This is a genomic window from Streptomyces sp. NPDC050988, assembly GCF_044456225.1.
Lineage (GTDB): Bacteria > Actinomycetota > Actinomycetes > Streptomycetales > Streptomycetaceae > Streptomyces.
The window spans coordinates 473,482-496,583 of sequence record NZ_JBITFQ010000002.1; the positions used below are offsets into that span (position 1 = coordinate 473,482).

Genomic DNA, 23,102 nt, shown 5'->3' on the forward strand with positions numbered 1-23,102 from the left:
CTGCGGACCCTACGGGGCTCAACAGCTCTCTCATACCGGCCTGACAAGTTCTTCAAATCTCTTCGTGAGCGTACGGGGATGACGAAAACCCCTCAGTTCACCGGTACGGGGGCGGTCGTGGCCGCAGCCTTGTCCCTGGCCGCGCTGTCCGCGTGCGGCGAATCACCCGGCGGTGGCCCGGACGACAGGGCCAAGGACGGTCAGGTGGCCTCGGTGACGAGCCCGGCGACGAAGGACGGTGCGAGTGGTGCGAGCGCCTCGGCGAGCCCGTCCGGCACGGAGAAGGGCGTCCGGCACGGAGAAGGGCGTCCAGCACGGAGAAGGGCGTCCAGCTGCGGATGGACATGAGCGATGACGAGAAGGACCGGATCTTCCAGAGCTGGAGCAGCTGTCTGAAGAACCAGGGCGTGCCCACGGGAGACAAGGGCATTCCCGGGAAGGCGAACCCAGCAGCCGGCGCGGACGAGTACCCCAAGGAATTCAAGGCCTGCGAGGCGAAGCACCCCATCCAGCCCCCCGAACTGGACCCGAAGAAGAACCCGGAGTACGAGGACGACTTCCGCGCATGGGTGCGCTGCATGAACGACAAGGGGCTGAAGGTGGACTCCCTTCCCGACGGCGCCGGATGGACCTGGGCCGACGAGCAGGGCCCGGTGACTCCGGGTTCGGCGCAGGCCAACCAGATCGAGGCCGACTGCCGGAATGAAGCGTTCAGTGCGAAGAAATGAGGCCACTCCCCGGCCCCGGCGACGCCTCCTGCTGACGGTGAGCGGCGCCTCGGTGGTACTCGCCGTCACTGCTGGAGCGGTCGTCTGGACCGATCGACACGGACAGGAGCCGCAGGCCTCCGCCGACGAGGGCGTGCGTGTGGCGACCGCGGTGGTGGAGCGCGCCGATCTGTCCGACACCCGGACCCTGGCCGGAACCCTCGGTCACGGCCGGAGCCGGGTGATACGCGGCGGCAAGGAGGGCCTGGTCACGTGGCTGCCGCGGATCGGGGCGGAGATATCCCGGGGCGAGCAGCTGTTCCGAGTGAACGACAAGCCCGTACCGCTGCTGTACGGATCGACCCCGCTGTACCGCACCCTGCGTGACGAGGGCACGGTCGGGCGCGATGTGAAGGTCCTCGTCGACAACCTCAGGAGGCTCGGGTACGACTTCGGAGGGCAGCCGGAGGTCGGCAGCTGGGTGCGGCCGCGTCCGGCGGCGACTCCGGCGCCGGCTCCGGACGAGGTCGGCGATGCCGAGGGTCAGTCGGCGTCTGCCGATGTGGCTTCGGTTGGGTCCGCCGAGGACGGCAGGGGTTCGGGTTCGGGCAAGTCCGGCCAGGACTCAGCGCCCACGGCCCGGCCGACCGCTGCCGCCTCCACCTCCGCCCCCGCACCCGCACCCGTCCAAGTCCGCCGCGGAGATGGCGTGTTGACGTCGGGTGTGATCGCCGCGCTCAAGCGCTGGCAGTCCCGTACCGACGCTGCGGTGACCGGCGAGCTGGGGCCGGGGGACGCGGTCGTACTCTCCGGTGCCGTGCGCGTGGGCGGTCTGCCGGCGGAGCCCGGTGACGCGGCCGACGCGGACCTGCTGTCGGTCACCTCCACCGTCAAGCAGGTCACCGTCTCCCTGGAGACGGACACGACCGGCGCCATCGGCAAGGGCGACGCGGTGACCGTGACCCTGCCGGACGACTCCACCGTCCGGGGACACATCACCGCGCTGAGCAGCGACACGCAGTCCGCGGACAAGGAACAGAACACAGGCGGCGAGCCCCAACTCACAGTGCTCGCGGGCCTCGACGACGCCGACGCCGAACCCGTACGCGATATGGACTCCGGCTCCGTCCGGGTCGGCTTCACCTCGGCCACCAGGAAAGGCGTCCTCGTGGTGCCGGTCGGCGCGCTGCTGGCGCTGAGCGAGGGCGGCTACGCCCTGCAACTGCGGGACGGCCGACTGCTGCCCGTGAAGACGGGCCTGTTCGCCAAGGGCCGGGTCGAGGTCAGCGGTCCGGGCGTCTCGGAAGGGCTGCGCGTGGTGACCGCCTCATGACGCCCGTACTCGGCGTCCGCGAGGTCGGCATGGCATACGGAGGCGGTGTCAGGGCCCTGGACGGCGTGTCGTTGACGATCGCGGAGGGCGAACTCCTCGCCATCGTCGGCCCGTCGGGATCCGGGAAGTCCACCCTGCTGCACATCATGGGCACGCTGGGCCGGCCGACCTCCGGAACCGTCGAGATCGGCGGCGAGGATGTCATGAGCCTCTCCGACCGGGAGCTGTCGACGCTGCGCGGCCGCCAACTCGGCTTCGTGTTCCAGCAGTTCCATCTCACCGACGGACTGAGCGCCTGGGAAAACGTGGCGACCGGGCTGCTGTACGCGGGTGTTGCCCGCCGTTCGCGTCGGCCGCGCGCGCTGGAGGCACTGGCGAGGGTGGGACTCGACCACCGTTCAGGTCATCTCCCCCAGCAGCTCTCCGGTGGCGAGCGACAACGCGTGGCGATCGCCCGGGCCCTCGTCCATGAGCCCATGCTGGTCCTGGCGGACGAGCCGACCGGTGCCCTGGACACCGCGAACGGCACCGCCGTCCTCGATCTGCTCAGCACACTCAACGACGAGGGCACGACCATCGCCGTCATCACCCATGACCGCGACATCGCGTCCCGGCTGCCCCGGACGGTGGAACTCCGGGACGGGCGCATCGTCGCGGACACGCGAGCCGGAACACGAGCCGAAACTCGACCCGGAACTCCACCCATCGCGGACACTCAGAAGGTACGGAAGGCTCCCGCATGACCGGAACCGAAATCGCGTCGGCACACCGCCGCAAGAGACCCCGCCCCGTCCGGCTCGCCCCGGCCGATCTGCTCGGTCTCGGGCTGCTGGGCATCCGTACCCGCCAGGTGCGGGCCGCCCTGTCCGCCCTGGGCATCTCCATCGGTATCGCGACGCTGATCGTGGTGACCGGCATCCCGGCGTCGAGCCAGCGGGCCCTGATGGCTGAACTCTCGGCGCTGGGCACCGACATGCTGCGGGCGCAGCCGATCCCCGACCAGGATCCGCCGGTACTGCTGCCCGAGGAGTCCCCCGCGATGGCCCGCCGTATCGGCCCGGTCACCTCGGTCAGGGTGGTCGCCAACACCCATGCCGGCGTGCACCGTTCGGACCGCGTCGACCCCGGTGACTTCTCCGGAATCAGCGTGCTGGCCACTCGGCCGGGGCTCCTGAAGGCCGTCAACGGCCGACTGCGGTCGGGCCGCTTCCTCGGCTCGTCGACCGAGCGGCTGCCGACCGTGGTGCTGGGCTCGGTGGCCGCGTCCCGGCTCGGCATTCCCCAGGTGACCGGGAACCAGCAGATCTTCGTCGGCGGCCACTGGTTCACCGTCATCGGCATCCTGCGGCAGACACCGCTCTCCCCCGACCTGGACCGGGCGGTGTTCGTCGACTGGCAGACCGCCCGCGACACACTGAAGTTCGACGGCCACCCCACGGTGATCTACGTCAAAGCGCGGGAGTCCCAGGTCGAGGCCGTCCGGGATGTTCTCCCCGCCACGGTCGGCTACGCGTCCTGGCACGACTGGCCTCCGGTCGTCCCCGCGGCGGCTGTGCTGAGCGGGGTGGGAGGTGCCGTGGTGATCGGGGTGGTGGCCGGCGTCTACCCCTCGGTCAGAGCGGCCCGGCTCACTCCTACGGAGGCACTGGCCACCGTCTAGCGGCTCGTCACGTCCGGACCGGCATCTGTATGGCGGAGGCGAGCAGGGCCAGTTTGTCGGCGTTGTCGGTGCCGGGGTCCGGGTGGTAGACGACAAGCATCTGGCCGGCCGCGCCGCCGATGCCCAGCCTCTCCCGGTTCAACCGCAGGCCACCGACCTGAGGGTGGTCCATGTACTTGGATGCGCCTTCGCACGCCTCCACGTCGTGGCGGGCCCAGAGCCGGCTGAAGAGGGGGCTGGCGAGACAGAGTTCGCCGACGAGTTCGACGACTCGGGGGTCGTCCGTGTCGGTGCCGACGGACTCCCGGAACCCGGCGACCATGCCCGCGGTGGCGTTCTCCCAGTCCGGATGGAGAGCCTGCTCGGCGGGGTCGAGGAACACGTCCCGCAGCCGGTTGGCTCCCACCACGAGACGCGGGGACAGGGCGGTCGCCAAAGCGTTGGCGGCGAGTACGTCGAAGTAGCGGCCCTCGACCGTGGCGGGCAGCGGGAGCATGGCGACGAGGTTGGCGACGCCCGGAGGGACGGTCTCTTTCCGGCGTCGGCGTTGGCGCCGTCGGGGCTTGTCGGCGCCGAGGCGCAGCAGGTATGCCGTCGCGTCGTCGTCGAGCCGCAACACGCGGGCGAGGGACTCGAGGACCTGCACGGAGGGGTTGCGGTCGCGGCCCTGTTCCAGGCGCAGGTAGTAGTCGACGCTGATACCGGCGAGCATCGCGACCTCCTCCCGGCGCAGACCCGGTACGCGCCGTACCCCCATGGCGGGGATACCGACCTGTTCGGGAGCCACCAGCTCACGGCGGGCACGCACGTAGTCGCCCAGCAGGTTCGGTCCGTCCGTCATCCGTCCACTGTAATTTGCCCGGTTGCGCGCGTGCCTGGTCCTGTCACCCCCAGGATCGCGGGGGCCCTGGCCCGGTCGGAACCTGGGCGGCAGCGTGGCCGGCGACCCACTTCACCGCCCGCCTGTAGCGCGCGGACAAGCACTGCGAGGAGCGCGAACATGTCGACGTATCTGCTGGTACACGGTGCCTGGCACAGCGGAGAGTGCTGGCGGCGGGTGGTCCCTTTGCTGGAGTCGGCCGGGCATCGGGTGCTCACGCCGTCGCTGACCGGCTACGGCGACAAGGCGCACCTGCTCGGCCCCGAGGTAGGGCTCGACACCCATGTCGACGACATCGTCGAGCTGATCGTCGAAGAGAACCTCACCGAGGTGACCCTCGTGGGACACAGCTACGCCGGGCTGGTCATCTCGTCCGCCGCCAACCAGGTGCCGGACCGGATCGCGCGTCTGGTCTACCTCGATGCGATGGTGCCGGAGGACGGCGAGAGCGCGGCCGATGTCCTGCCCGTGACCCAGGCCCTGATCGACCTCGCCGTGCAGTCCGACAGCGGTTGGCGGGTTCCGCCACCGCCCGAACTGCCCCCGCCCTCCGGCCTGTTCGGCGTCACCGACCCGGCGGACGTGGCTTGGCTGCGCTCGATGCTGTCGGACCAGCCGGTGCGCTGCCTCCAACAACCGGTCCGACTCGACAACCCGGCCATGAACGCGATCCCGCGGACCCACATCCACTGCACTGTCGGCAAGCCGGACGGCTTCGACCGGCGCCCCGTCCCCACGACACAGCCCAACGGCGAACCGGCCCAGGTGTGGGAACTGGCGACCGGCCACGACTGCATGGTCACCATGCCGGTCGGGCTCGCCGAACTACTGCTCAAGCTCGGCTGACCCGCTGACCCGCTGACCCGGCGACCCGCTCACCCGGTCACCCGGTCACCCAGTCCGTCGGAGCGCTCCGCCTTGACGGGTCAGGTCGTCCCGGTTCGGGAATGGAGCATCCGCCGTACCGTGTCCGAGCGTTCCAGGATGGTGTTGCGAACCACCGGGGCCGCCTCGTGGGACGCCTTCTGGGCCTCCTCGATGTACGTGGGGTCGATGGCATGCGGTGGGAAGAGCTGGCCTGCGAAGACCATCGCCGGGATCATCCCGCCTCGATGCAGGTGCGGAATCAAGTCCAGGTAGCGCTGGGTGTAGGGCGTCAACAGGGCGTCCTGGCCAGGGCGCCAGAACGCCGCGGCCACCTGGCCGACCGAGTTGACGGGCACCGCACGGTCCACGGCCAGCTGCTGCCAGACCTCTGCCTTCGCGGCGGGGTCCGGCAGGGCGGCCCGTACGGTGAGGGCGCGGACCCAGGCGTCGGGGTCCGGGTCGCGTTCCAGCAGGAGGGCGCTCTCCGAGGAGACGTCCCCGCCCAGTTCCGCCTCGCGGACCAGCGCTCGCCAGAGCAGGTCCACGTCGTCGCCGGCCTGTTCGCGGAGCCACGTCAGGTCGTCCGGTTTCGTCGCGGTCCGAGCCAGTCCGCGCAGGGCGACCTGGCGACGGCCGGGGTCCGTTGCGAGGCGTCGGCAGGCCTCCGCCACCGCCGCCGTCAGTCCGGCGCGTTCGCCTTCCGGCGCCCACAGTTCGGCGATGTTCGCGGCGAGGGTCAGACAGGGCTCGATCACGGCGTCGGACGTCTCGGCGGTGAGGACAGCGGTGATGCACCCACCGGCTTCCGCCGCCGTGGCCTCGCCGGTGGTCAGCATGTCCCACACGGTCGCCGTGGCCACTCCTCGGGAGATGGCCGTGGGCAGTTGTGCCGCCGAGCGGAAGAAGGCGTCCCTGGTCGCGGGGTCGGGGCGGGTCGTGGCGAAGGTCAGGTCCTCGTCGTTGATCAGCAGAACGTCGAGGTCCGCCCGGTTCGGGAGGCCGGTGACCGGAGTGCGGGTCTGCGTGACCTCGACGCGCACGAGCGCCCGGCGCACCAAGGCTTCACCGTTCGTGTCGTTGTTCCCGCCGTCGCTGCCGTTGCCGCCGTTCCTGCCGCGTCTGCTGTACGCGCCCACCGCCAGCACCTGCGGGCGCGGGGTGTCGGCGGCCACCAACGTGACGGTGTCGCCCTCGCGTTCCAGTGAGAAACGGTCGGTGCCCGCCCTCGCGAGCCAGGCCGTCCGCCAGGTGTCCAGGTCCCGCCCACTTGCCTCGGAGAGAGCGTCGATCAGGTCCTGGAGCGTGGCGCTGCCCCACGCGTGACGCGCGAAGTAGGCGGTCATGCCAACCCTGAAGCGCTCTTCGCCGACATACGTCATGAGCTGCTGGAGGACTGAGGCGCCCTTGGGATACGTGATGTTGTCGAAGATCGACGCGGCCTGGGCGACGTCGTGGATCGGCTGGTGGATCGGGTGAGAGACGGGACCCTGATCGGAGAGGTACGCCCTGAGCTTGCCGCCTGCCAGGTGGCTCGCCCACGCGTCGGTGTACCGGGTGGCGCGCTCGGCGGCCCAGTGACAGGCGAACTCCGCGAACGCCTCGTTCAGCCACAGGTCGTCCCACCACCGCATGGTGACGATGTTGCCGAACCACATGTGCGCCATCTCGTGCAGCAGCACCTTCGCGAGCAGCTCGCTCTCGGCGGGCGTCGGCGTGGCCCGCCGCAGGAACGCGTCCGACCAGGTCACACAGCCGTAGTTCTCCATCGCCCCGCCGAACTCGGGCACGAACACCTGGTCGTACTTGCGCTGCGGGAACGGCATCGCGAAGGCCTCGCCGAAGAAGGCGAGGCCCTGACGGGTTACGGTGAAGAGTTCGTCCGCGTCACGCTCGAGAATCGGAGCGAGGGAGCGGCGGGCGTAGAGGCCCAGGTCGTAGCCGTCGGCATCGCGGCGGATCTCGTGGAAGGGGCCCGCGTTGACGACGGTGTTGTACGTCGACAGCGGCGGGGTGTCCGGGAAGGTCCAGCGGCGTGCCGACTCCAGTTCCTCTATGCGCGGGTCGCCGGAGTTGCTGGTGACGGTCCACGTGGGCGGGGCCGTGACGGAGAAGGCGTGCGGTGCCTTGAGGTCGGGTTGGTCGAAGCACGCCCAGACGAAGCGGGCCTCGTCCGGTTCGAAACTCATCCACACGTAGACCTCGCCGTCCGCGGGGTCGATCGCCCTGTGCACGCCCTGGCCCGTGGTTGTGTCGGCCTGGACGCTCTCGACGCGCAGAACGTTGTGCCCGGCGAGCGTGGGTAGCGCGATCCGGCCGTCCGCGGTGGGGGTGAGGGATCCGCCGTTCAGCGTGGCGCTCCGCACCTCCGCCGCACAGTCCACGAAGGTCTCCGCGCCCGGCTCGCGACAGCTGAAGGTAACGGTGGACACACACCGAACCTCCGGCCCGTCGGCCAGGCCGGTGAGGTCGATGTCCACGTCGTACCGCTCGACCTCCAACAGCGCACCCCGGCGCTCGGCTTCGGTACGGGTCAGGCTCCGGATCTCCATGCGTCCTCCCTCGTCAGACAGCGGGCGTCAGCGTACGACGGAGGACGGCTGCGGGCGCAGATTTTTTCGGCATGCCGAACGGGCTTCGGGTGCCTGGCAGCAGCCACTGGCGACACCCGCTCGGGAACGTCGACGTACTCAACTCACCAACTCCGGCGCGAAGTAGTCGCGCAGCCGGGCGATCTTCCCGTCACGGATGCGGAAGATCTGTACCAGCGAGACAGTCACGTCCTCTCCGTCTCCCTCCCCGTCCCCGTCCCCGTCGAAGACCGTGTCGATCTCGGCGATGAAGACGTCGGGGCTGGAGGCCTGCTTTCCGCGAACGTTCACCTTCCGCGAGAGAGACCGACGAGCAGCCTGGGAGGGCTGTTGCCTGCGCGCCGCCGGATGGCCGACCGGTCCGATCAGAGTCTTCCGGCACGGTTGAGAGCGTCTTCGGCCTGCGCGGCCAGGGTGGCGACGAGATCAGCCGCGGATGGCAGGTCGTTGATGAGGTCGACCGCCTCGCCCGCCCACATGGGCAGTGAGGGGATCTCGCCCTGCGCCACGTCGTGTTCGTAGTCCTGCCTCGCCCTGGGATCCGCGGCGAGTTCGGCTTCCCTGCCCCGCCACCGGTCGAGGTAGCGGTGGCCGAGGGTGCGGGCGGTGTACTTCGACGGCCACCGGGAGCCTCGGGCGATGTCGAGCACCCTGTTGCGCTCGGTGTCCTCGCCGTGTCCCTCGACGATCGCCTTGGCGGTCGAGGGATCCACAAGGGCCTCGGTCGTGGCTTGGAAGCGTGTGCCGACGAGCGCCCCCGCCGCGCCCAACGCCAGGGCCGCCGCCACCCCGCGGCCGTCGGCGATCCCGCCGGCCGCCAGTACGGGCACGGGTGCTGCCAGATCCACCACGACCGGCACGAAGGGCAGGGTGGAACGCCCTTGCCGGGCCCCGTGCCCGCCGCTCTCGGTGCCCTGCGCCACGATGACATCGGCGCCCAGGTCAACCGCCTGCCTGGCCTCTTCCAGGTCGGTCACCTGAATGATCAGCACCGTGTCCGACGCGCGGATGCGCTCAACGAACGGGCTCGGGTCCCCGAAGGACAACATCACTGCCCTGGGCCGGTGTTCAAGCGCCCGCTCGATCGCTTCGACGTCGATCTGCCAGGTCAGAAACCCGATACCCCACGGCTTCCCGGCGGCCTCGGCAATGAGCGGCAGCTCGCGGGCCAGCCACTCCGGGTCCCCGTTCGCGGAGCCCAGCATGCCGAGCCCACCGCCACGAGACACGGCCGCCGCCAGCGCACCACCGGCCGATCCTCCCATCGGCGCCAGCGCGATCGGGTGCTGCACACCGAGCAACTCCGTGAACCGAGTCGACAGTCCCATGGCAGCCTTCATCCCCCTCAACTCGCCCCCGCGAACATCACTTGCCGCGGGGCGAGCGAAGTGGATATGACTGGCCCCGCCGCGCACCCGGTCGTTAGCCTCGGCACTCATGAACCATCGGCAGTGGAAGAAGCTCTCCCGCCAACTATTCGCAGCGATTCTGGCGGGTGACACCGCCCGCGTGCAGGCGGCATTGCGGGCCGGAGCCGACCCGGAGCAAGGAGACAGCGAGGGCACCACTCCTCTGTACGTGGCATCCGTGAACGGAGAAGCAGAGATCGCCCGCCTGCTCCTGACGGCCGGAGCCGCCCCCGACGCCGAGAGCAGCGGACTCGGCTCGGACGGCACGCCGTTGTGCGCGGCCGCATGCTGGGGGCACGCCGAGACGGTGCGCGAACTTCTGGCGCACGGCGCCGATCCGAACCTGCATGAAGATCACGGCACAGGCCGCTCCCCCCTGCAGTGGGCGAACATCGGCCCCCACACCGAGACGGCCGAACTCCTCAGGAAAGCGGGAGCGGCAAACACGTAGCCCCGCCGCCGACGGACCAACTCGGCTCGGTGCACCTGCGGCTCGGTGCATCTGCCGCCGAGAGCGGCGCGCTGGAAGACGCCGCCACCAGTTCCATGGCCTGGCGAAACTCTCTGTCACTGCTGGCGAAGCTCGCCCAGGCGTAGGCCCGAGCAGCACGGCAGATCGTCGCGTGCAGGTCTGCCTTTCCGGTGTTGCCGGAACTCAGCTTGTCCTTCGGACCGCACTACGCAGGTGGCGGCTCAGACACCGTTACGTGGGTCGCCGCGCGTGTCAGTTCCGGGCGGCTGAGGACGTCGGTGCTGTCGATGAACTGGTCCACGGCACCGACCGTCGACAGGGAGCCGATCGTCGGGTCGGTGATGCGGGCGATCAGCGCCTCGGTGAAGCGTTCGGCGTGCAGCACCTGGAACGGTCTGCTGTGGTACGGCCGCGTGGTGGGGTCGACGGGGTCGGTGAGGCCGAGCTGGTTGTGCGTGGCCGCGATGATCTCGTAGGCGCGGGTCAAGTGGTGCTCGCGGATGTGCCAGTCGGTGGCGGCGAGGGCCGCGGTGAGGACGGGGGTGAGGGAGGACGCCTGAGGGAGGCGGGCGAAGGCGCTGCCGAGCCATTTGCTGTAGGGCGGATAGCGGCGGTCCATGAGCAGGCAGAGCCGCATCACATCGCGTACCAGGCGGCCGGTGACGACGGCGGAGCCGAGCTCGTCGCCCACTTCGCCGCAACGGCCGACGAAGGCTTCCTCCTGGGAGATGCGCTGCCACTGGCAGGCGAGTACGTAGAGCCAGAGATCGTGGGGGTACCAGTCGAGGGCTGCGCGTGCCGGCGCGAGCCGGCCGACTCCGTCGTGGAAGACGGCACCGCCGGTGACCTCGGCGAGCAGTTGGGTGGGCGTGGCCAGCCAGTCCGCCGGTGTGATGTCCTTACGCGGGTCGAAGCCCAGTTGCGCGGTGAACCAGGCGCCGAGGTCCGTGACTTCGACCCGGTGATGGACCGGCCCGTCGGTCGTCTGCATGACCCCGATGTCCGCTTCGCCGGCCGGTGCGAAGTGCGTCGGGTAGCCGCGAAAGCTCTTCGGCAGGCGTTCGGAGAGCAGTTCTGTGATCGTCGCACCATGACGGGCGACGTCCTGCGGGTGCAGGAAGAGCTGCAGGCGGGGGCCCCACTCGTGGTCGGCGGAGCGGGCGGTGTCGAATCCGAGGACTTCCGAGCCGCTGCCCAGCCGGGCGGCGGAGTGCGCAACTCCGGGGACGAACTCGTCCAGCAGGGGCCGTACAGCTTCGAAGTAGAAGTGGCGGGAGAGTTCCAGTCCGGGGATGAAGGACGGCTCGAAGGACGGCTTGAAGGACGGCTTGAAGGACGGCTTGGTCATGCCGTGGAGGGTGCCGGATCGGCGTACCGCCGGTCGAAGGCTTTTCCACGCCCAACGGCAGGGCTGACGATCTTTCGGGTGCCTGCGGACGCCTCTCCGATGTGGCACCGCCCCCGACCACGCGCCAGGGGATAGCTGTCCGCGCACCCGTTCAGGATCCGGGTTGACGTGCGGCCGGCCCGCCACGACGACAGTCGGCACGGTCTCATCGCCGTCGCTGGCCGCCCTCACCACGGCTGCTCCATCTGCGCCACGCCAGATGTCGACCCGATGCAACTGGCGGACGCTGCGGCCCAACCGTAGGTGCAGTCGCAGGCAGTACATGCAGCCCGGCCGCCAGAAGAAGCCCGGTCGGCCGTCGACCGCGCCGCGGCGTTGCGTCTCCAGGGCACCGATCGACCCCGGGGAGGGCGCTCCTGGGCGTCCGCCACTTTTCCGTGTTGGCGGCGCGTCGGGCACGCCGCGCCGGTGCCCGGCAGGCCGCCGGGACTACCGTCGGCGGCATGGACGGTGATCGCCGAGGGTGGCGTGAGTGTTTGCTCAGCGGAGCGGTGTTCGCCGTGTGCATGGCCGGCACCACGCTGCCGACCCCTCTCTACGGCCTCTACCAGGAGAAGTTCGGGTTCTCCGAGCTGACGGTGACCGTCGTGTACGCCGTGTACGCCTTCGCGGTCATCGCCGTGCTGCTGCTGACGGGCAACGTCTCGGATGCCGTGGGCAGGCGGCCGGTGCTGCTCTGGGGCCTGGGATTCGCGGCGGCCAGCGCCGTCTGCTTCCTGTGTGCCACTGGGCTGGGCTGGCTGTATGTGGGGCGGTTGTTCTCGGGACTGTCCGCCGGTCTCTTCACCGGGGCTGCCACGGTGTACGTGATCGAGCTGGCACCGGACGGCGGTACGTCCCGGGCCACGTTCGTGGCGACCGCCGCCAACATGGGTGGGCTGGGCTGCGGTCCGTTGCTCGCCGGGATCCTCGCTCAGTACGCCCCCTGGCCGCTGTACCTGCCGTTCGTCGTGCACCTTGCGCTGGTGACCGGCTCGGCCGCCGTCCTGCTGTGGCTGCCGGAGGCCGTGCGCGAGCGGCGGCCTCTGAGCACGGTACGGCCGCAGCGGCCCGGTGTGCCCGCGCCGGTGCGGAAGGTGTTCGGGCCCGCGGCGATCGCCTCGTTCGTCGGGTTCGCGCTGTTCGGGGTGTTCACGTCGGTCAGCCCGGCGTTCCTCGCGGAGTCCCTGGACGTGGACAACCACGCGGTGAGCGGCCTCGTCGTCGCGCTCGCTTTCTTCTCGTCGACCGCCGGGCAACTGCTGGTCGGCCGGGTCGGGTTGGAACGGTCGTTGCCGCTGGGCTGCGCCGGGCTCCTCGCCGGACTGGCGCTGCTCGCGGGCGCGCTGCACTGGGACCTGCTCTCGCTGGTGGTGCTCAGCGCGGTCGTCGGCGGGGTCGGGCAGGGGCTGGCGTTTCGCGGGGCGCTGTCCGCGGTGGCCCGGGCGTCTCCCGCGGACCGCCGGGCGTCAGTGATCTCGACACTGTTCGTGGTGGCCTACGCGGGCATCTCCGTGCCGGTGATCGGTGTGGGAGTACTGACGGGTCCGATCGGCCTGGAGGACGCGGGGCTGGTGTTCATCGCCTGCATGACGGTCCTGGTCTCGACCGCCGGCGTCTACTTGCTCCTGCGACCGGCACGAACGAGGACGTGAGGTGTGGGCTCTCCCCCGGGGGTGCTGCGGGCAGCGTCAGTTGTCGGCGTGAGGGTGGGAGGCGAACTGGTCGAGGAGACCCTGCAGAGCGTTGTCGCCGAACATCATCTCCAGGCTGGCGGCGGAGTCGGTGGCGGACGCCTCGCTGCGAGGGAAGAGTTCCTGTTCGTAGGCCGTGAGGGCGGACTCGGTGTCGCCGGGGTGGTCGGCGATCGCCCGCCCGAGCCGGGCACCGTCGAGCATGGCCAGGTTGGCTCCCTCCCCTGCGAAGGGGGACATGAGGTGCGCGGCGTCGCCGAGGAGGGTGACACCGGCTTGGTGGTCCCAGCGGTGGCCGACGGGCAGGGCGTGGATACGGCGAGGTACCGCGGGGCCGTCGGAGTCGGCGATCAGCGCGCGCAGGTCCTCGTGCCAGCCGTCGAAGTGGGCGAGGACTTCCTTCTTCGCGGCCCCCGTGTCGGTGAAGTCGATGGTGTCGAGCCAGTCCTCGGCCGCCCTGACTGCGGTGTAGACGTGGATGCTGCCGTCTGACTCGTTGTGCGCCAGGAAACCTTTGTGGTCGCCGAGGCAGATGAAGAAGCCGCTTCCGACCAGCGCGGCGCGGGCCGGGTGGCGGGTGGCGGCCTCCAGCAGGTCGGTCTCGACGAAGGAGATGCCCGTGTAGGCGGGGAGTGCATCGGAGACAAGGGGACGGATCCGCGACCATGCACCGTCCGCGCCGACGAGCAGATCGGTGGTGATCGACGTGCCGTCGCCGAAGGTCACCTCGTGGCGGCCGTGCTCCAGTACCTGAGCGCCGGTCGCCCGCTTGCCCCAGCGAATCGTGTCCGCCGGAAGCGAGTCCAGCAGCAGGTCGCGCAGCTGCCCGCGATCCACTTCGGGACGGTCGCCGTTGCCGTCGTCCTCCTCCGCCAGATGCACCGTGCCCTGTGGGTCGACGAGGCGCATCGCCTGGCCGCCGGGATGGATCAGCTTGCGGAATTCGTCGTACAGGTCCGCGGCGCGCAGCGCGGCCTGGCCGGAGTCCTCGTGGATGTCGAGCATGCCGCCCTGAGTGCGGACCTCGGGTGATGCTTCCAGGTCGAAGACGGTCGCCTCGATGCCGCTGACGTGCAGTACGCGAGCCAGTGTGAGGCCGCCGAGGCCGCCTCCGATGATCGCGACGGGGTGGTGCCGGGTGGGCCGGGTGGAACTGCTGTCATTCATGGCTGCTCCTTGTACTGGTCGAGTTGTACTGGTCGAGGCGGTGGGGAGGGTTCAGCTGTCGGCGCGGTCGGTGTCCCGTGTCGGAGTGGCGGTGGGTGTGGGAGTCGGGGTGTGGGCGATGCCGTTGATCAGCGCCTGAAGACACCAGGTCATGCGGTCCTCGGGCGAGCCGGTCAGGAGGCTTGTCGCCAGGGTGTGGACGTGGGGGTGGGTTCTCACATCGACGCCGTGGATGACACGGGTCAGGGCGTCCCATTCCTCCTCGGCCTCTGGGGCCTGTCTACGGGTGGACTGCTCGGCCGCGGTGGCAGTGGCGAACTGCAGCAGCACGTCCACGCCCCAGGCTGCCTGCGTGCGCGGTACACCGCCCTCGTCAAGGAGGGCCAGCAGGCGCTCAAGCAGCCGCAGGTAGTGCTCGCCGCTGGGGCGGGCGGTCAGGGCCGAGCGGGCCAGCGCCGGGTGCTCGAAGAGCATGTCGGAGTACGAGGTCAGTACCCCCGCGAGCCGATCGCGCCAGTCACCCTCGTCCTCGGCGGGGTCCAGGTCGACCTCGCCGAGCAGTTCGTCCAGAACGGCCGCGTGCAGTTCGGCGGTGTTGGCCACGTACACGTACAGCGAGGCCGGGCCGGTGTCCAGCTCCTGCGCCAGGAGCCGCATGGTCACCTTCTCCAGCCCTTCGGCCCGCATCAGGGCGACCGCGGTCGCAATGATCCCTTCGCGGGTCAGCGCCGGCTTCGCCGGACGCTCCCGCCTGCTGGTCGGTGTTCTACGTCGTTCTGTCACACCACCAACATAACGAACATGTTCGTGAGAAACAAGTTCGTGACGAACGTGTTCGTCGCGAACTTCCAGATGCGCCCAGGACGTGCTCAGGTGCCGCCGGCAACTCGTCGACGTCGAAATCCACGAGCCATTCCGGTCCCGGTCCGGGCAGGATGCCCTCTGTGAACCATGTCCTGTGCGGGCTCGCCGCCAATCCGGCTCTGCCCTCCGCGTTGGTCGACCGGCTGATCGCGGTCGCGGACGCCGACATCGCCGCGGACCTCGCCGGTCGCGCGGACCTCAGCCGTGCACAGGCGGTTGCGTTGGTCTCGCGCGTTGAGGAGAGCGCCTGGCGGCTTGCGTGCGAGGGCCGGCTCACCGCCGCCGACATCGATCCCGCGGCGCAGCCACACGCCGCCCTCGCCCTGCTCCGGGAAGGCCTCGGCGGACCGGAGTGGGCGCGTCTGCTCGCGGCAGATCCGCTCGTTGAGCGCCGGGAGGAGCTGGCTGCCTGTCCCGGCCTCCCGTCCGATGTGGTGGAGCTGCTCGCCGCGGACCCGGACATACGAGTCGTCGCGGAGCTCGCGCTGTGGGCAGCGCCGGACGTGGCGGCCAGGCTTGCGGGACATCCGCACGCCGAGGTCCGCCGCGCGGTGGCGGCGAACGAGGGAACACCGTCGGCCGTACTGGCGGCGCGCTCCCACGAGTCCACCATGCATGACGTGCGGCAGGCCGTTGTGTGGAACCCCGCGACACCCGCGGAGGCCGTCATCGGCGTTGCCGACCATGCTTCAACGCTGCTTCGCTGGGCCCTCGCGGCCCGCCCGGACCTGCCTTCCGAGGTGTACGGACGGCTCGCCGCGGACGGCACTCCTGGTGTCCGAGGCGACCTCGCCGAGAATCCCGCGATCGACGAAACCCTGATCCGCGTGCTGGCAGGCGACCACGGCCACGATGTGCGGCGCGGGCTCGCACACAACCCGCGCGTTCCGCTCGACGTGCTCACCGACCTGGCCGACACCGCCAGGATCGGCGCCACCCTGCTGCCGCGGATCGCCGCCGCCTCGACCAGAGAGGTCGAGGAACTGGCCAAGTCATCGAACCCTGCCGTACGGATGCTCCTGGCCCAACGACGCGATCTGCCGGCCGAGATTCGCGACGCGTTGGCCGCCGACCCTGACGCGAAGGTGGTCAAGTCCATCGCCGGGCACCCGGGCCTCTCCGAAGCACGGTTGCGGACCATGGTCGACCGGCACGGATCCCGGGTCCTCGCCAAGGTGGCGGCCAATCCGGACGCGACTCCGGCGCTGTTGGAGGACCTGGCCCAGCACCAACCACCGGTGCAGAAGGCGCTGCGCGAGGTCGCCCGGCATCTCAATGCGACCGCCCCGGCCCTGCTTGCCTGCTTGGCGGACAAGAGGGCCAGGCCCGTCGCCGCCGGCCACCCGGCGCTCCCGCCGCCGGTGATCGTGGAACTCCTCACCGACACCGACTGGCAGGTGGTCGAAGCGGCCGCCGCCAACCCGTCGCTGCCTCCTGCCGTGATGTCGGACCTGGTGCCCCAGCTGTAACTGCCCTGCCCGCCAAGGGAATCGCTCAGCCTGTCGGCTCATGCGCCGAACTGCCGATTGAAACCTGGCCTCGATGGATTCAGTTGCCACAGCCCTCGATGTGTTCGGGCAATGTGAGGGCTGTGTGAGCAGGGCGCCCGGCTTTTGGTGGCAGAGCGGTGAGGCCACGAAGCCTCTTGTTGCGCTTCTCAAGGGCCTCGGCCGTGGTGGGGAAGAGCGCCGCGCCGCCTTTACCGACCTGTGCCTGGTTCAGTTCTACGAATCCGCGGATGTCGCGTTCGTAGGCGGCGAAGGCCTCGGTGTGGTCGCGGTGGGCGGCCAGCGAGCGGGCGAGCATATAGGCGCCGACGAGGGCGAGGCTGGAGCCTTGACCGGTCAGGAACGACGGGGCGTAGGCGGCATCGCCGAGGAACGCGACCCGTCCGCTGGACCAGCACGGCATGTGGACTTGGCTCACGGTGTCGAAGAACGAATCGTTCGAGTGGCGCATGGCGGCGACCATGGCCGGGATTTCCCATCCGTCGTCGGCGAAGGTGGTGGCGACGAGGTCACGTTGTGCCTCGGGGTCGCGGAGGACCTCGTGCGGTTGCTCGGGTTGAGCGAAGTTGAGGAATGCGTGCAGCTCGTTGCTGTCTTTGACCGCGTAGAGCGCTGCGGCCCTTCCGGGAGTGTTCCAGATGAGTGCTTCATGGGAGAGTCCCAGCGTGTTGGGCATGGTGAAGATGGCGAAGCAGTAGCCGAGATAGCGGTGGAATTGCTCCTCGGGGCCGAATACGAGCTCCCGCGTACGCGAGTGCAGTCCGTCCGCGCCCAGGACCAGGTCGAAGCTGCGCCGGACGCCGCTGCGGAAGGTTACGTCGACCCCGTGCTCGTGTTCCTCGATCGCATCGATGGAGTCGTCGAACACGAACTCCGCCTCGTCACGGACGGCCCCGTACAGGACTTCCGCCAAGTCCCCGCGAGGCACCTCGACATCATGTCCCTCGACGCCGCCGACCACCGCCTGCGGATGAACCACCGCCGCCGCACTGCCGTCGGCGTTGAGGAAGGTCAACCGGCGTGACTCGACATGTGCTTTCTGGAGCTGCGGCAGGATTCCCATCCGGCTCGCCACCTCAACCGCCGTACCACGCACGTCGATCGGGTAGCCACCGCCCCGCAGTCCGGTGGACTTCTCCACCACCGTCACCGTGAATCCGTACCGTCGCAGCCAGAACGTCACGGCCGGACCCGCGATGCTCGCGCCGGAAACCAGGACCGTACCTTTCGATGCAGTTCTTGTGTTCATTCGTCAACTCCCAGTCCGCCATGAGGAATTCGAAGAGAAACTCGTATTGCCCGTAACGCGAGGAAACTTTCGGCTTCTGCCGACCTCTTCAGAGGTCCGTCACACCGCTTCCCGCTCCAGGTCGGGCGTCGGCAACTCGCGGCCGCGGCGTGTGCTTCGTACGAGCAGGGCGACCAGCACCGCGGCGATCGCGAACGCGCCGGAAGCGATCGCGATGTAGCTGAACACGCCGGTGGCCGAGTTCGTTGTCTCGCCGTCGACGACCACGGCGGTCGACTTGAGCACGGCCGCGCCCACGAAGTTCAGGACCACCGACCCGATCGACACCATCACCATGACCAGGCTGGACACGATGCCCTGCCGTTCGGCGGACGCCAGGCTGCCGGCCATGTTGAAGCCGGATGTCCCGAGCGCTCCTACCGTGACGCCCAGCAGGAACGCGCAGCAGAGCGCGACGGCAAGCTGGGAGGCCCCGAGGAACATCCCGATGGTCACCACCGTTCCGAGCATGACTGTCCCGGCCAACGTCGAGGCCGGTCCGATGCGTGCGCCGAGCCATCCGGCGACCGGACCTCCGAGCATGACTCCGAGTCCGGGCGCCGCGAGCAACTGTGCGACTGATCCCTGATCGGCCAGTCCGTACCCGAGTTGCTGATCCGCCGAGACGTCTCCGAGGAGAGGGATGAGCTGCAGCATGCTCTGGTACGAACCGGCCCCGAGGAAGACGACGAGGAGCATGAGCACCAGTGGCCCATCCAGATCCCTGACGTCGATCAGGGGGTCGGGCTTTCGACTCGAGACCAGGAACCACCTGATCAGTGCCGCGACGCCGCCGACGAGGAGAGCCAGCGGGCCGGCGGCGAGCCAGCCGAGGTCCGAGCCGAGACTGACATGGCTGAGCACCCCCGCGAGACCTCCACCCAGAAGGAGGGCACCGGCGACGTCGATCTTGCCTGGCGTCTTGACCAGGGATTCGGGAATCACCTTCCACACGCAGATCGCCATCGCGGCCCCGACGAGGGCCGACAGGAGGAACAAGATCTGGAAGCCGAACTCCGTGGCCAGCTTCTCGATGAGGAAACGGGACGCGATGTTGAGCACCGCGGAGCTGGAGGTGACGATGCCCACGACGATCATCGCGATCCGGGGTGCGCAGACACCTCGAACGATCGCGACGGAGAGGAACACCGCGGCCAGAGACGCTCCTTGAAGCATGCGCCCCGGCACGAACACCCAGATGCTCGGGGCCACGGCACACAGGAGGGCACCCGCGCAGCTGAGGAGCAACGCCACCACGAGCACTCTGCGCTTGCCGTGGATGTCAGCACTCTTCCCGAGCAGGGGCGCCCACATCACCCCCGCCAGCATCGCGGTGGCGTTGAGCCATGCCGCCTGGTCGGTACCGAAATGGTCGAGCATCTCCGGGAGGACGAGCAGTGGTGCGGTGATGGCCGAGTCGACCACGAAGTTCACCAGGGCCAGGACGACCACCAGGCCGATGAGCCGCCCGTTCCATCTCGTGTGCAGTCCGGTCTCTTCACTTCCGCTCCTGCTCTGCTGCATTGAGGACTCCTCACTACGGGTTCGCGTCCGTCCACTTCTGCGACGGGGTGAAGAGTGCGGGGACGGCTGCGCGCCGGGCGTCATACCCGGGAGCCAATGTGGAGGTGCTACCGCGGTAGGGGGTGGAGGCGGCAAGGTCGACGGCTCGGCCTTCCCCGGGGCGGACCCTGGCGTCGCCACACGGCGAGGAGCGTCGCCACACGGCGAGGAGCGTCGCCACACGGCGAGGAGCGTCGCCACACGGCGAGGAGCCTCCTCCGAGCTGCAGAAACGCAGCTCGAAGGAGGCTCCTGCCGGGGAACCGACAGTTGTCAGGCCTCGCGGTCGCGCAGTGCCACGCCGGCCGGGAGGGTTACGGCGAGAAGGCCGAGGGATACCGCGGTCGCGGCGAAGGTGGCGTACAGCAGTGGGGGTATGTGTGGGGACTCGCCCGTCAGGCCGCGCATCATGGGGGTCAACGTGATCATGGCGATGGCTGTGCCCAGGGCCACGCCCGCCACCGATACCAGCAGGCTCTCCCAGTGGAGCATGCGCAGCACCTGGCGGCGGGTGGAGCCGACGAGGCGGAGCGTGGCCAGTTCGCGGCGGCGGTCCAGGACCGTCATCACAAGGGTGTTGACGGCGGCGATGACGGCGAAGCCGCCCAGGACGGCGGCCATCGTGTAGTTGGCCCAGGCGCCGAGTTCGCGGTCCACGTTCTGCTCGACGGCGTAGCCCGAGGCGTCGGTGACCTCGCCGAGTGCGGCCAGCGGCTCGGCGTCGCCGCCGCGTACCAGCAGCGTGCTGTCGAAGGCCGACGTGACGTGGCCGGCCAGGGCCGCGCGATCCATGGTGACCGCCGCGAGGCCCAGGCCGCGGCCGTAGACCGCGACGACTTCCGGGCGGGCCTCGGTGCCGTCGGGGAGGTAGAGCGGCAGCTTGTCGCCGACCTCGACCTTCGCCGAGGTGGCGAGGGTGGTGCCGATGGCGATTCGGCCCGAACCCACGTGGTCCAGGCTGCCGCTGCGTACGTCCAGGTCCTGAACGTTGGCGAGCTGGGCGCCGGAGCCCGAGATGCCCTGGGTCGCCGCCCCTTGCAGTGACGTCTCGCCGCCGGAGTCGACGGGCACCAGCACCTGCGTGTCGAGCAGGCTCACGGCCGCCTCGACACCCGGAGCGCGGGCGGCCCTGTCTGCGGCGCCGGCGGGCAGGCCCGCCGGGTCCGTGACGACGTGGTCCGCCGTGATGCCGTCGCGGAGCTGTTCCGAGGCGATCTGGCTCTCGCTCGTGTGCATGAAGACGAGCGTCGAGGCGAAGGCCATCGCCAGCACGATCGGGGTGATCGCGGAGGCCAACCGGCGCGCGTTGGTACGGGAGTTGGCCGCGGCCAGCGCCGCCGAGGCGCCACCGCCGCGCAGCAGCAGGCCGAAGAGCGCCGCGCACAGGCGGGCCACCAGCGGGCCGAGCAGGGCGACGGCGAGCATGAAGAGCATGATGACGCCGAGGGAGGCGTTGGCCGCGTTGTCACCGGCGGCGGAGGCGGCGACTCCGGCGAAGACCGCGCCGCCGACGAGGGCGCCCAGCCCCAGGACGGTACGGATGGCGCCCGGCCGCAGCCGCTCCACCGAGGCTTCGGTGAGCGCCTGCCCCGGCTTGATCTTCGCGGGCCTGCGCCCGGCCATCCAGCCGGAGCCGAGCGCCGCGAGCAGCCCGGTGCCGACGGCGGCGAGCAACGGGATCCACGAGACGTGCAGATCGACCGCCTCCGGGATGGCCCCGCGGTCCTTCAGCTGCCCGAACCACCAGTGCGCCAACCCGATCCCCGGCAGGCATCCGACCAGCCCGGCGAGCGGCGCGACGAGCAGCGCCTCTGCGGCGACGGCACGGCGGATCTGCCGCGGCGTGGCACCGACGGCTCGCAGCAGCGCGAACTCACGGGTGCGCTGACCGACGGACAGGGCGACCGTACCGGCCGCGGTGAAGACGGCGACCAGGGTGGCGATCCCGCCGAACTGGCTGCCGAGTCCGAGGAGCGTCTCCTTGGCGTACGCCAGGCCCCGCTCCTCGGCTTCGCCGCGGCCGTCGCCGGTGTGCACCTGCGCGCCGGAGCCGGCGAGGGACTTCTCGACGGCGGCGGCGAGGGCGTCGGTGTCGGCGCCGTCCGCGGCCAGCACGGCGATGGCGTCTGTCTTGCCGGGGTGCCCGGCCAGTGCGGGTGCCTCGGCGTCGGCGAACCAGGCCGTGGCCCCGCCGCCGGCCGCCGCGCCCGCCGCCGCGGTGTCGGCCGCCCCGGCCTTGGCCAGCCCGGACACCCTGAAGTCCGCGCGCCCGGCGGCCGTTTCGAGCGCGACGGTGTCACCGACGTCGGCCTTCGCGGTTCGGGCCGCCGCGGCGTCGAGCACGACCTCGCCCGCGCGCGGCGCGACGCCCGCGGACAACGCCGTACCGGTGAAGGCGTGCGAGCCCCAGCCGTGTGCGACGAACGCGCCGTCGCCCTGCCGCACCGGGAAGGTGAAGTCCGGCATCGCGGCCTCGACGCCGGCCGCCCGGGCGGCCTTCGCCGCGAGCACCACGTCCACGCGGGCGGTGTCCGGCAGCGGGTACACGGTTTCCTCGGGGCCGTCGATGCTGTCGGCGACGAGCCGCACGGACTGGTCGGCCGCCACGACGACCGGCGCCTTCGCGTACCGCTCCGCCGGCACCGAGGCGCGGGCTCCCGTCTCCAGCAGGATCCCGCAGGCCGTGACGATCAGCGCCGACATCATCAGCGCGACGAACGTGCCCGCGAACGACGCGGGTTTGAAGCGTACGGCCGCGCGAGCGAGACCGTTCGGGGCGAAGCTCCTCATGCCGCGGCCCCTGCCATCGCGCCCGTACGGCGGGCGAGCATCGTCATCCGCGCCGCGATCTGCTCTGCAGAACCGCGCTCCAGGCCGTCGACGAATGTGCCCTTGTCGAGGAACAGCACGCTGTCCGCCCAGACGGCGGCGGTCGGGTCGTGGGTGACCATGACGACGGTGGCGCCGAGAGTGTCCACCGCGTGCCGGAGCAGGCCGAGGACCTCGGCGGCGGTGCCGGTGTCGAGGGCGCCGGTGGGCTCGTCGGCGAAGATCACGTCGGGGCCGGTGACCAGGGCGCGGGCGACGGCCACGCGCTGCTGCTGGCCGCCGGAGAGTTCGCCGGGCCTGCGCCGCGCCTTGTCGGCGAGCCCGACCTGCGCGAGTACGGCGGCCGCTCGGCGGCGGTCCTGACGCTGCCCGGCGAGGCGCAGTGGCAGCAGGACGTTCTGCTCCACGGTCAGCGACGGCAGCAGGTTGAACGCCTGGAAGACGAATCCGAGGCGGCTGCGGCGCAGCTCGGTCAGCTTGTTCTCGCTCATGCCGGTGATCTCCGTACCGCCGAGGCACACGGATCCCGCCGACGGCCGGTCGAGGCCGGCGGCGCACTGCAGGAAGGTGGACTTGCCGGACCCGGACGGGCCCATCACCGCGGTGAACGTGCCGCGCGGGAGGGCGAGGTCGACGCCCGCGAGGGCGTGCACCGAGCCCGCGCCGCGGCCGTACTGCCGCCGGACACCGCGGAGTTCGACGGCGAGACCGGGTGTGGCGGCCGGAGCCTCCGGTCGGTCGTCCGTCTTCTGCCGCTTGCCGCTGCGTAGCTTCATGTTCCGCCCTCTCGCGATGTTCTCGTGCCGACGAGGAGGAGAGTGCGGGGACGGCTGCGCGCCGGGCGTCATACCCGGGAGCCAACGTGGAGGTGCTACCGCGGTAGGGGG

General features: G+C 70.3%; 20 protein-coding genes and 1 pseudogene. 9 read left to right on the top strand and 12 right to left on the bottom strand.

The window, feature by feature from the left end; translation table 11 throughout:
- Nucleotides 1-78 precede the first annotated feature (78 nt).
- Genes ACIBEI_RS06950 through ACIBEI_RS06970 form a run of 5 tightly spaced genes read left to right on the top strand, consistent with a single transcriptional unit; the run spans nucleotide 79 to nucleotide 3,700 of the window.
- Nucleotides 79-348 (top strand): hypothetical protein, encoded by a 270-nt coding sequence (locus ACIBEI_RS06950; protein WP_398885837.1) that lies wholly within the window; start codon nucleotides 79-81, stop codon nucleotides 346-348.
- On the top strand, nucleotides 345-728 hold the full coding sequence (locus tag ACIBEI_RS06955) for a hypothetical protein (protein WP_398885839.1): 384 nt from the start codon (nucleotides 345-347) through the stop codon (nucleotides 726-728). Before ACIBEI_RS06950 ends, ACIBEI_RS06955 begins: the two co-directional genes overlap by 4 nt.
- The gene (locus tag ACIBEI_RS06960; RefSeq protein ID WP_398885841.1) at nucleotides 715-2,040 is read left to right on the top strand and encodes a hypothetical protein; all 1,326 of its coding nucleotides are present in this window, start codon (nucleotides 715-717) and stop codon (nucleotides 2,038-2,040) included. The genes ACIBEI_RS06955 and ACIBEI_RS06960 overlap by 14 nt, the downstream gene beginning before the upstream one ends.
- The gene (locus ACIBEI_RS06965; protein ID WP_398885843.1) at nucleotides 2,037-2,783 is read left to right on the top strand and encodes an ABC transporter ATP-binding protein; all 747 of its coding nucleotides are present in this window, start codon (nucleotides 2,037-2,039) and stop codon (nucleotides 2,781-2,783) included. The genes ACIBEI_RS06960 and ACIBEI_RS06965 overlap by 4 nt, the downstream gene beginning before the upstream one ends.
- On the top strand, nucleotides 2,780-3,700 hold the full coding sequence (locus tag ACIBEI_RS06970) for an ABC transporter permease (RefSeq protein ID WP_398885845.1): 921 nt from the start codon (nucleotides 2,780-2,782) through the stop codon (nucleotides 3,698-3,700). The genes ACIBEI_RS06965 and ACIBEI_RS06970 overlap by 4 nt, the downstream gene beginning before the upstream one ends.
- Before the next feature lie 7 nt (nucleotides 3,701-3,707).
- Here the strand turns inward: ACIBEI_RS06970 and ACIBEI_RS06975 are convergent, their stop codons facing one another.
- Nucleotides 3,708-4,541 (bottom strand): helix-turn-helix domain-containing protein, encoded by an 834-nt coding sequence (locus ACIBEI_RS06975; RefSeq protein ID WP_398885847.1) that lies wholly within the window; start codon nucleotides 4,539-4,541, stop codon nucleotides 3,708-3,710.
- Nucleotides 4,542-4,700: 159 nt separating this feature from the next.
- Here ACIBEI_RS06975 and ACIBEI_RS06980 point away from each other — a divergent pair, with 159 nt between their 5' ends.
- A complete protein-coding gene (locus ACIBEI_RS06980; protein WP_398885849.1) occupies nucleotides 4,701-5,426 on the top strand; it encodes an alpha/beta fold hydrolase in 726 nt (241 codons plus the stop codon).
- A gap of 80 nt (nucleotides 5,427-5,506) precedes the next feature.
- On the opposite strand, the gene pepN is transcribed toward ACIBEI_RS06980, so the two are convergent.
- The 3 genes from pepN to ACIBEI_RS06995 form a co-directional block, all read right to left on the bottom strand.
- Complete coding sequence (gene pepN, locus ACIBEI_RS06985) at nucleotides 5,507-7,996, bottom strand: aminopeptidase N (protein WP_398885851.1); 2,490 nt, start codon at nucleotides 7,994-7,996, stop codon at nucleotides 5,507-5,509.
- Nucleotides 7,997-8,134: 138 nt separating this feature from the next.
- Complete coding sequence (locus ACIBEI_RS06990) at nucleotides 8,135-8,326, bottom strand: hypothetical protein (protein ID WP_398885853.1); 192 nt, start codon at nucleotides 8,324-8,326, stop codon at nucleotides 8,135-8,137.
- A gap of 74 nt (nucleotides 8,327-8,400) precedes the next feature.
- The gene (locus tag ACIBEI_RS06995) at nucleotides 8,401-9,363 is read right to left on the bottom strand and encodes an NAD(P)H-dependent flavin oxidoreductase (protein ID WP_398885855.1); all 963 of its coding nucleotides are present in this window, start codon (nucleotides 9,361-9,363) and stop codon (nucleotides 8,401-8,403) included.
- Between the two features lie 109 nt (nucleotides 9,364-9,472).
- On the opposite strand from ACIBEI_RS06995, the gene ACIBEI_RS07000 reads away from it, so the two are divergent.
- Nucleotides 9,473-9,895 carry an ankyrin repeat domain-containing protein gene (locus tag ACIBEI_RS07000; protein ID WP_398885857.1) on the top strand — a complete coding sequence of 141 codons (423 nt, stop codon included), beginning with the start codon at nucleotides 9,473-9,475 and terminating at the stop codon, nucleotides 9,893-9,895.
- A 226-nt stretch (nucleotides 9,896-10,121) separates the two neighbouring features.
- Here ACIBEI_RS07000 and ACIBEI_RS07005 read toward each other — a convergent pair whose 3' ends face one another.
- Together ACIBEI_RS07005 and ACIBEI_RS07010 are read right to left on the bottom strand one after the other, a co-directional pair.
- Entirely contained in the window at nucleotides 10,122-11,264 is a 1,143-nt protein-coding gene (locus ACIBEI_RS07005; RefSeq protein ID WP_398886327.1) for a DUF4037 domain-containing protein, read from the bottom strand.
- Nucleotides 11,265-11,384: 120 nt separating this feature from the next.
- A pseudogene (locus ACIBEI_RS07010) lies at nucleotides 11,385-11,723 on the bottom strand (hypothetical protein); the annotation flags it as partial.
- 44 nt (nucleotides 11,724-11,767) lie between these two features.
- Between ACIBEI_RS07010 and ACIBEI_RS07015 the strand changes: the two are divergent.
- On the top strand, nucleotides 11,768-12,958 hold the full coding sequence (locus tag ACIBEI_RS07015; RefSeq protein ID WP_398885859.1) for an MFS transporter: 1,191 nt from the start codon (nucleotides 11,768-11,770) through the stop codon (nucleotides 12,956-12,958).
- A gap of 36 nt (nucleotides 12,959-12,994) precedes the next feature.
- On the opposite strand, the gene ACIBEI_RS07020 is transcribed toward ACIBEI_RS07015, so the two are convergent.
- Complete coding sequence (locus ACIBEI_RS07020) at nucleotides 12,995-14,164, bottom strand: FAD-dependent oxidoreductase (protein WP_398885861.1); 1,170 nt, start codon at nucleotides 14,162-14,164, stop codon at nucleotides 12,995-12,997.
- A 51-nt stretch (nucleotides 14,165-14,215) separates the two neighbouring features.
- The gene (locus tag ACIBEI_RS07025) at nucleotides 14,216-14,947 is read right to left on the bottom strand and encodes a TetR/AcrR family transcriptional regulator (RefSeq protein ID WP_398885863.1); all 732 of its coding nucleotides are present in this window, start codon (nucleotides 14,945-14,947) and stop codon (nucleotides 14,216-14,218) included.
- A gap of 161 nt (nucleotides 14,948-15,108) precedes the next feature.
- Between ACIBEI_RS07025 and ACIBEI_RS07030 the strand changes: the two genes are divergently transcribed.
- Nucleotides 15,109-16,497, top strand: coding sequence for a hypothetical protein (locus ACIBEI_RS07030; protein WP_398885865.1), 1,389 nt, complete (start codon nucleotides 15,109-15,111; stop codon nucleotides 16,495-16,497).
- 79 nt (nucleotides 16,498-16,576) lie between these two features.
- Here ACIBEI_RS07030 and ACIBEI_RS07035 read toward each other — a convergent pair whose 3' ends face one another.
- The 4 genes from ACIBEI_RS07035 to ACIBEI_RS07050 all read right to left on the bottom strand — a co-directional run bounded on the left by ACIBEI_RS07035 (nucleotide 16,577) and on the right by ACIBEI_RS07050 (nucleotide 22,991).
- A complete protein-coding gene (locus ACIBEI_RS07035) occupies nucleotides 16,577-17,785 on the bottom strand; it encodes an FAD-dependent monooxygenase (protein WP_398885867.1) in 1,209 nt (402 codons plus the stop codon).
- Between the two features lie 99 nt (nucleotides 17,786-17,884).
- Complete coding sequence (locus ACIBEI_RS07040) at nucleotides 17,885-19,348, bottom strand: MFS transporter (protein ID WP_398885869.1); 1,464 nt, start codon at nucleotides 19,346-19,348, stop codon at nucleotides 17,885-17,887.
- Nucleotides 19,349-19,659: 311 nt separating this feature from the next.
- A complete protein-coding gene (locus tag ACIBEI_RS07045; RefSeq protein WP_398885871.1) occupies nucleotides 19,660-22,176 on the bottom strand; it encodes an FtsX-like permease family protein in 2,517 nt (838 codons plus the stop codon).
- A complete protein-coding gene (locus ACIBEI_RS07050) occupies nucleotides 22,173-22,991 on the bottom strand; it encodes an ABC transporter ATP-binding protein (protein WP_398885873.1) in 819 nt (272 codons plus the stop codon). The genes ACIBEI_RS07045 and ACIBEI_RS07050 overlap by 4 nt, the downstream gene beginning before the upstream one ends.
- Nucleotides 22,992-23,102: the final 111 nt, after the last annotated feature.

What these genes read in the sequence shown, in the direction of transcription:
- ACIBEI_RS06950 (WP_398885837.1), top strand. Translation starts at nt 79, where the DNA reads ATGACGAAAACCCCTCAGTTCACCGGTACGGGGGCGGTCGTGGCCGCA.
- ACIBEI_RS06955 (WP_398885839.1), top strand. Translation starts at nt 345, where the DNA reads ATGAGCGATGACGAGAAGGACCGGATCTTCCAGAGCTGGAGCAGCTGT.
- ACIBEI_RS06965 (WP_398885843.1), top strand. Translation starts at nt 2,037, where the DNA reads ATGACGCCCGTACTCGGCGTCCGCGAGGTCGGCATGGCATACGGAGGC.
- ACIBEI_RS06970 (WP_398885845.1), top strand. Translation starts at nt 2,780, where the DNA reads ATGACCGGAACCGAAATCGCGTCGGCACACCGCCGCAAGAGACCCCGC.
- ACIBEI_RS06975 (WP_398885847.1), bottom strand. Translation starts at nt 4,541, where the DNA reads ATGACGGACGGACCGAACCTGCTGGGCGACTACGTGCGTGCCCGCCGT.
- ACIBEI_RS06980 (WP_398885849.1), top strand. Translation starts at nt 4,701, where the DNA reads ATGTCGACGTATCTGCTGGTACACGGTGCCTGGCACAGCGGAGAGTGC.
- pepN (WP_398885851.1), bottom strand. Translation starts at nt 7,996, where the DNA reads ATGGAGATCCGGAGCCTGACCCGTACCGAAGCCGAGCGCCGGGGTGCG.
- ACIBEI_RS06995 (WP_398885855.1), bottom strand. Translation starts at nt 9,363, where the DNA reads ATGGGACTGTCGACTCGGTTCACGGAGTTGCTCGGTGTGCAGCACCCG.
- ACIBEI_RS07000 (WP_398885857.1), top strand. Translation starts at nt 9,473, where the DNA reads ATGAACCATCGGCAGTGGAAGAAGCTCTCCCGCCAACTATTCGCAGCG.
- ACIBEI_RS07005 (WP_398886327.1), bottom strand. Translation starts at nt 11,264, where the DNA reads ATGACCAAGCCGTCCTTCAAGCCGTCCTTCAAGCCGTCCTTCGAGCCG.
- ACIBEI_RS07015 (WP_398885859.1), top strand. Translation starts at nt 11,768, where the DNA reads ATGGACGGTGATCGCCGAGGGTGGCGTGAGTGTTTGCTCAGCGGAGCG.
- ACIBEI_RS07020 (WP_398885861.1), bottom strand. Translation starts at nt 14,164, where the DNA reads ATGAATGACAGCAGTTCCACCCGGCCCACCCGGCACCACCCCGTCGCG.
- ACIBEI_RS07035 (WP_398885867.1), bottom strand. Translation starts at nt 17,785, where the DNA reads ATGAACACAAGAACTGCATCGAAAGGTACGGTCCTGGTTTCCGGCGCG.
- ACIBEI_RS07040 (WP_398885869.1), bottom strand. Translation starts at nt 19,348, where the DNA reads ATGCAGCAGAGCAGGAGCGGAAGTGAAGAGACCGGACTGCACACGAGA.
- ACIBEI_RS07045 (WP_398885871.1), bottom strand. Translation starts at nt 22,176, where the DNA reads ATGAGGAGCTTCGCCCCGAACGGTCTCGCTCGCGCGGCCGTACGCTTC.
- ACIBEI_RS07050 (WP_398885873.1), bottom strand. Translation starts at nt 22,991, where the DNA reads ATGAAGCTACGCAGCGGCAAGCGGCAGAAGACGGACGACCGACCGGAG.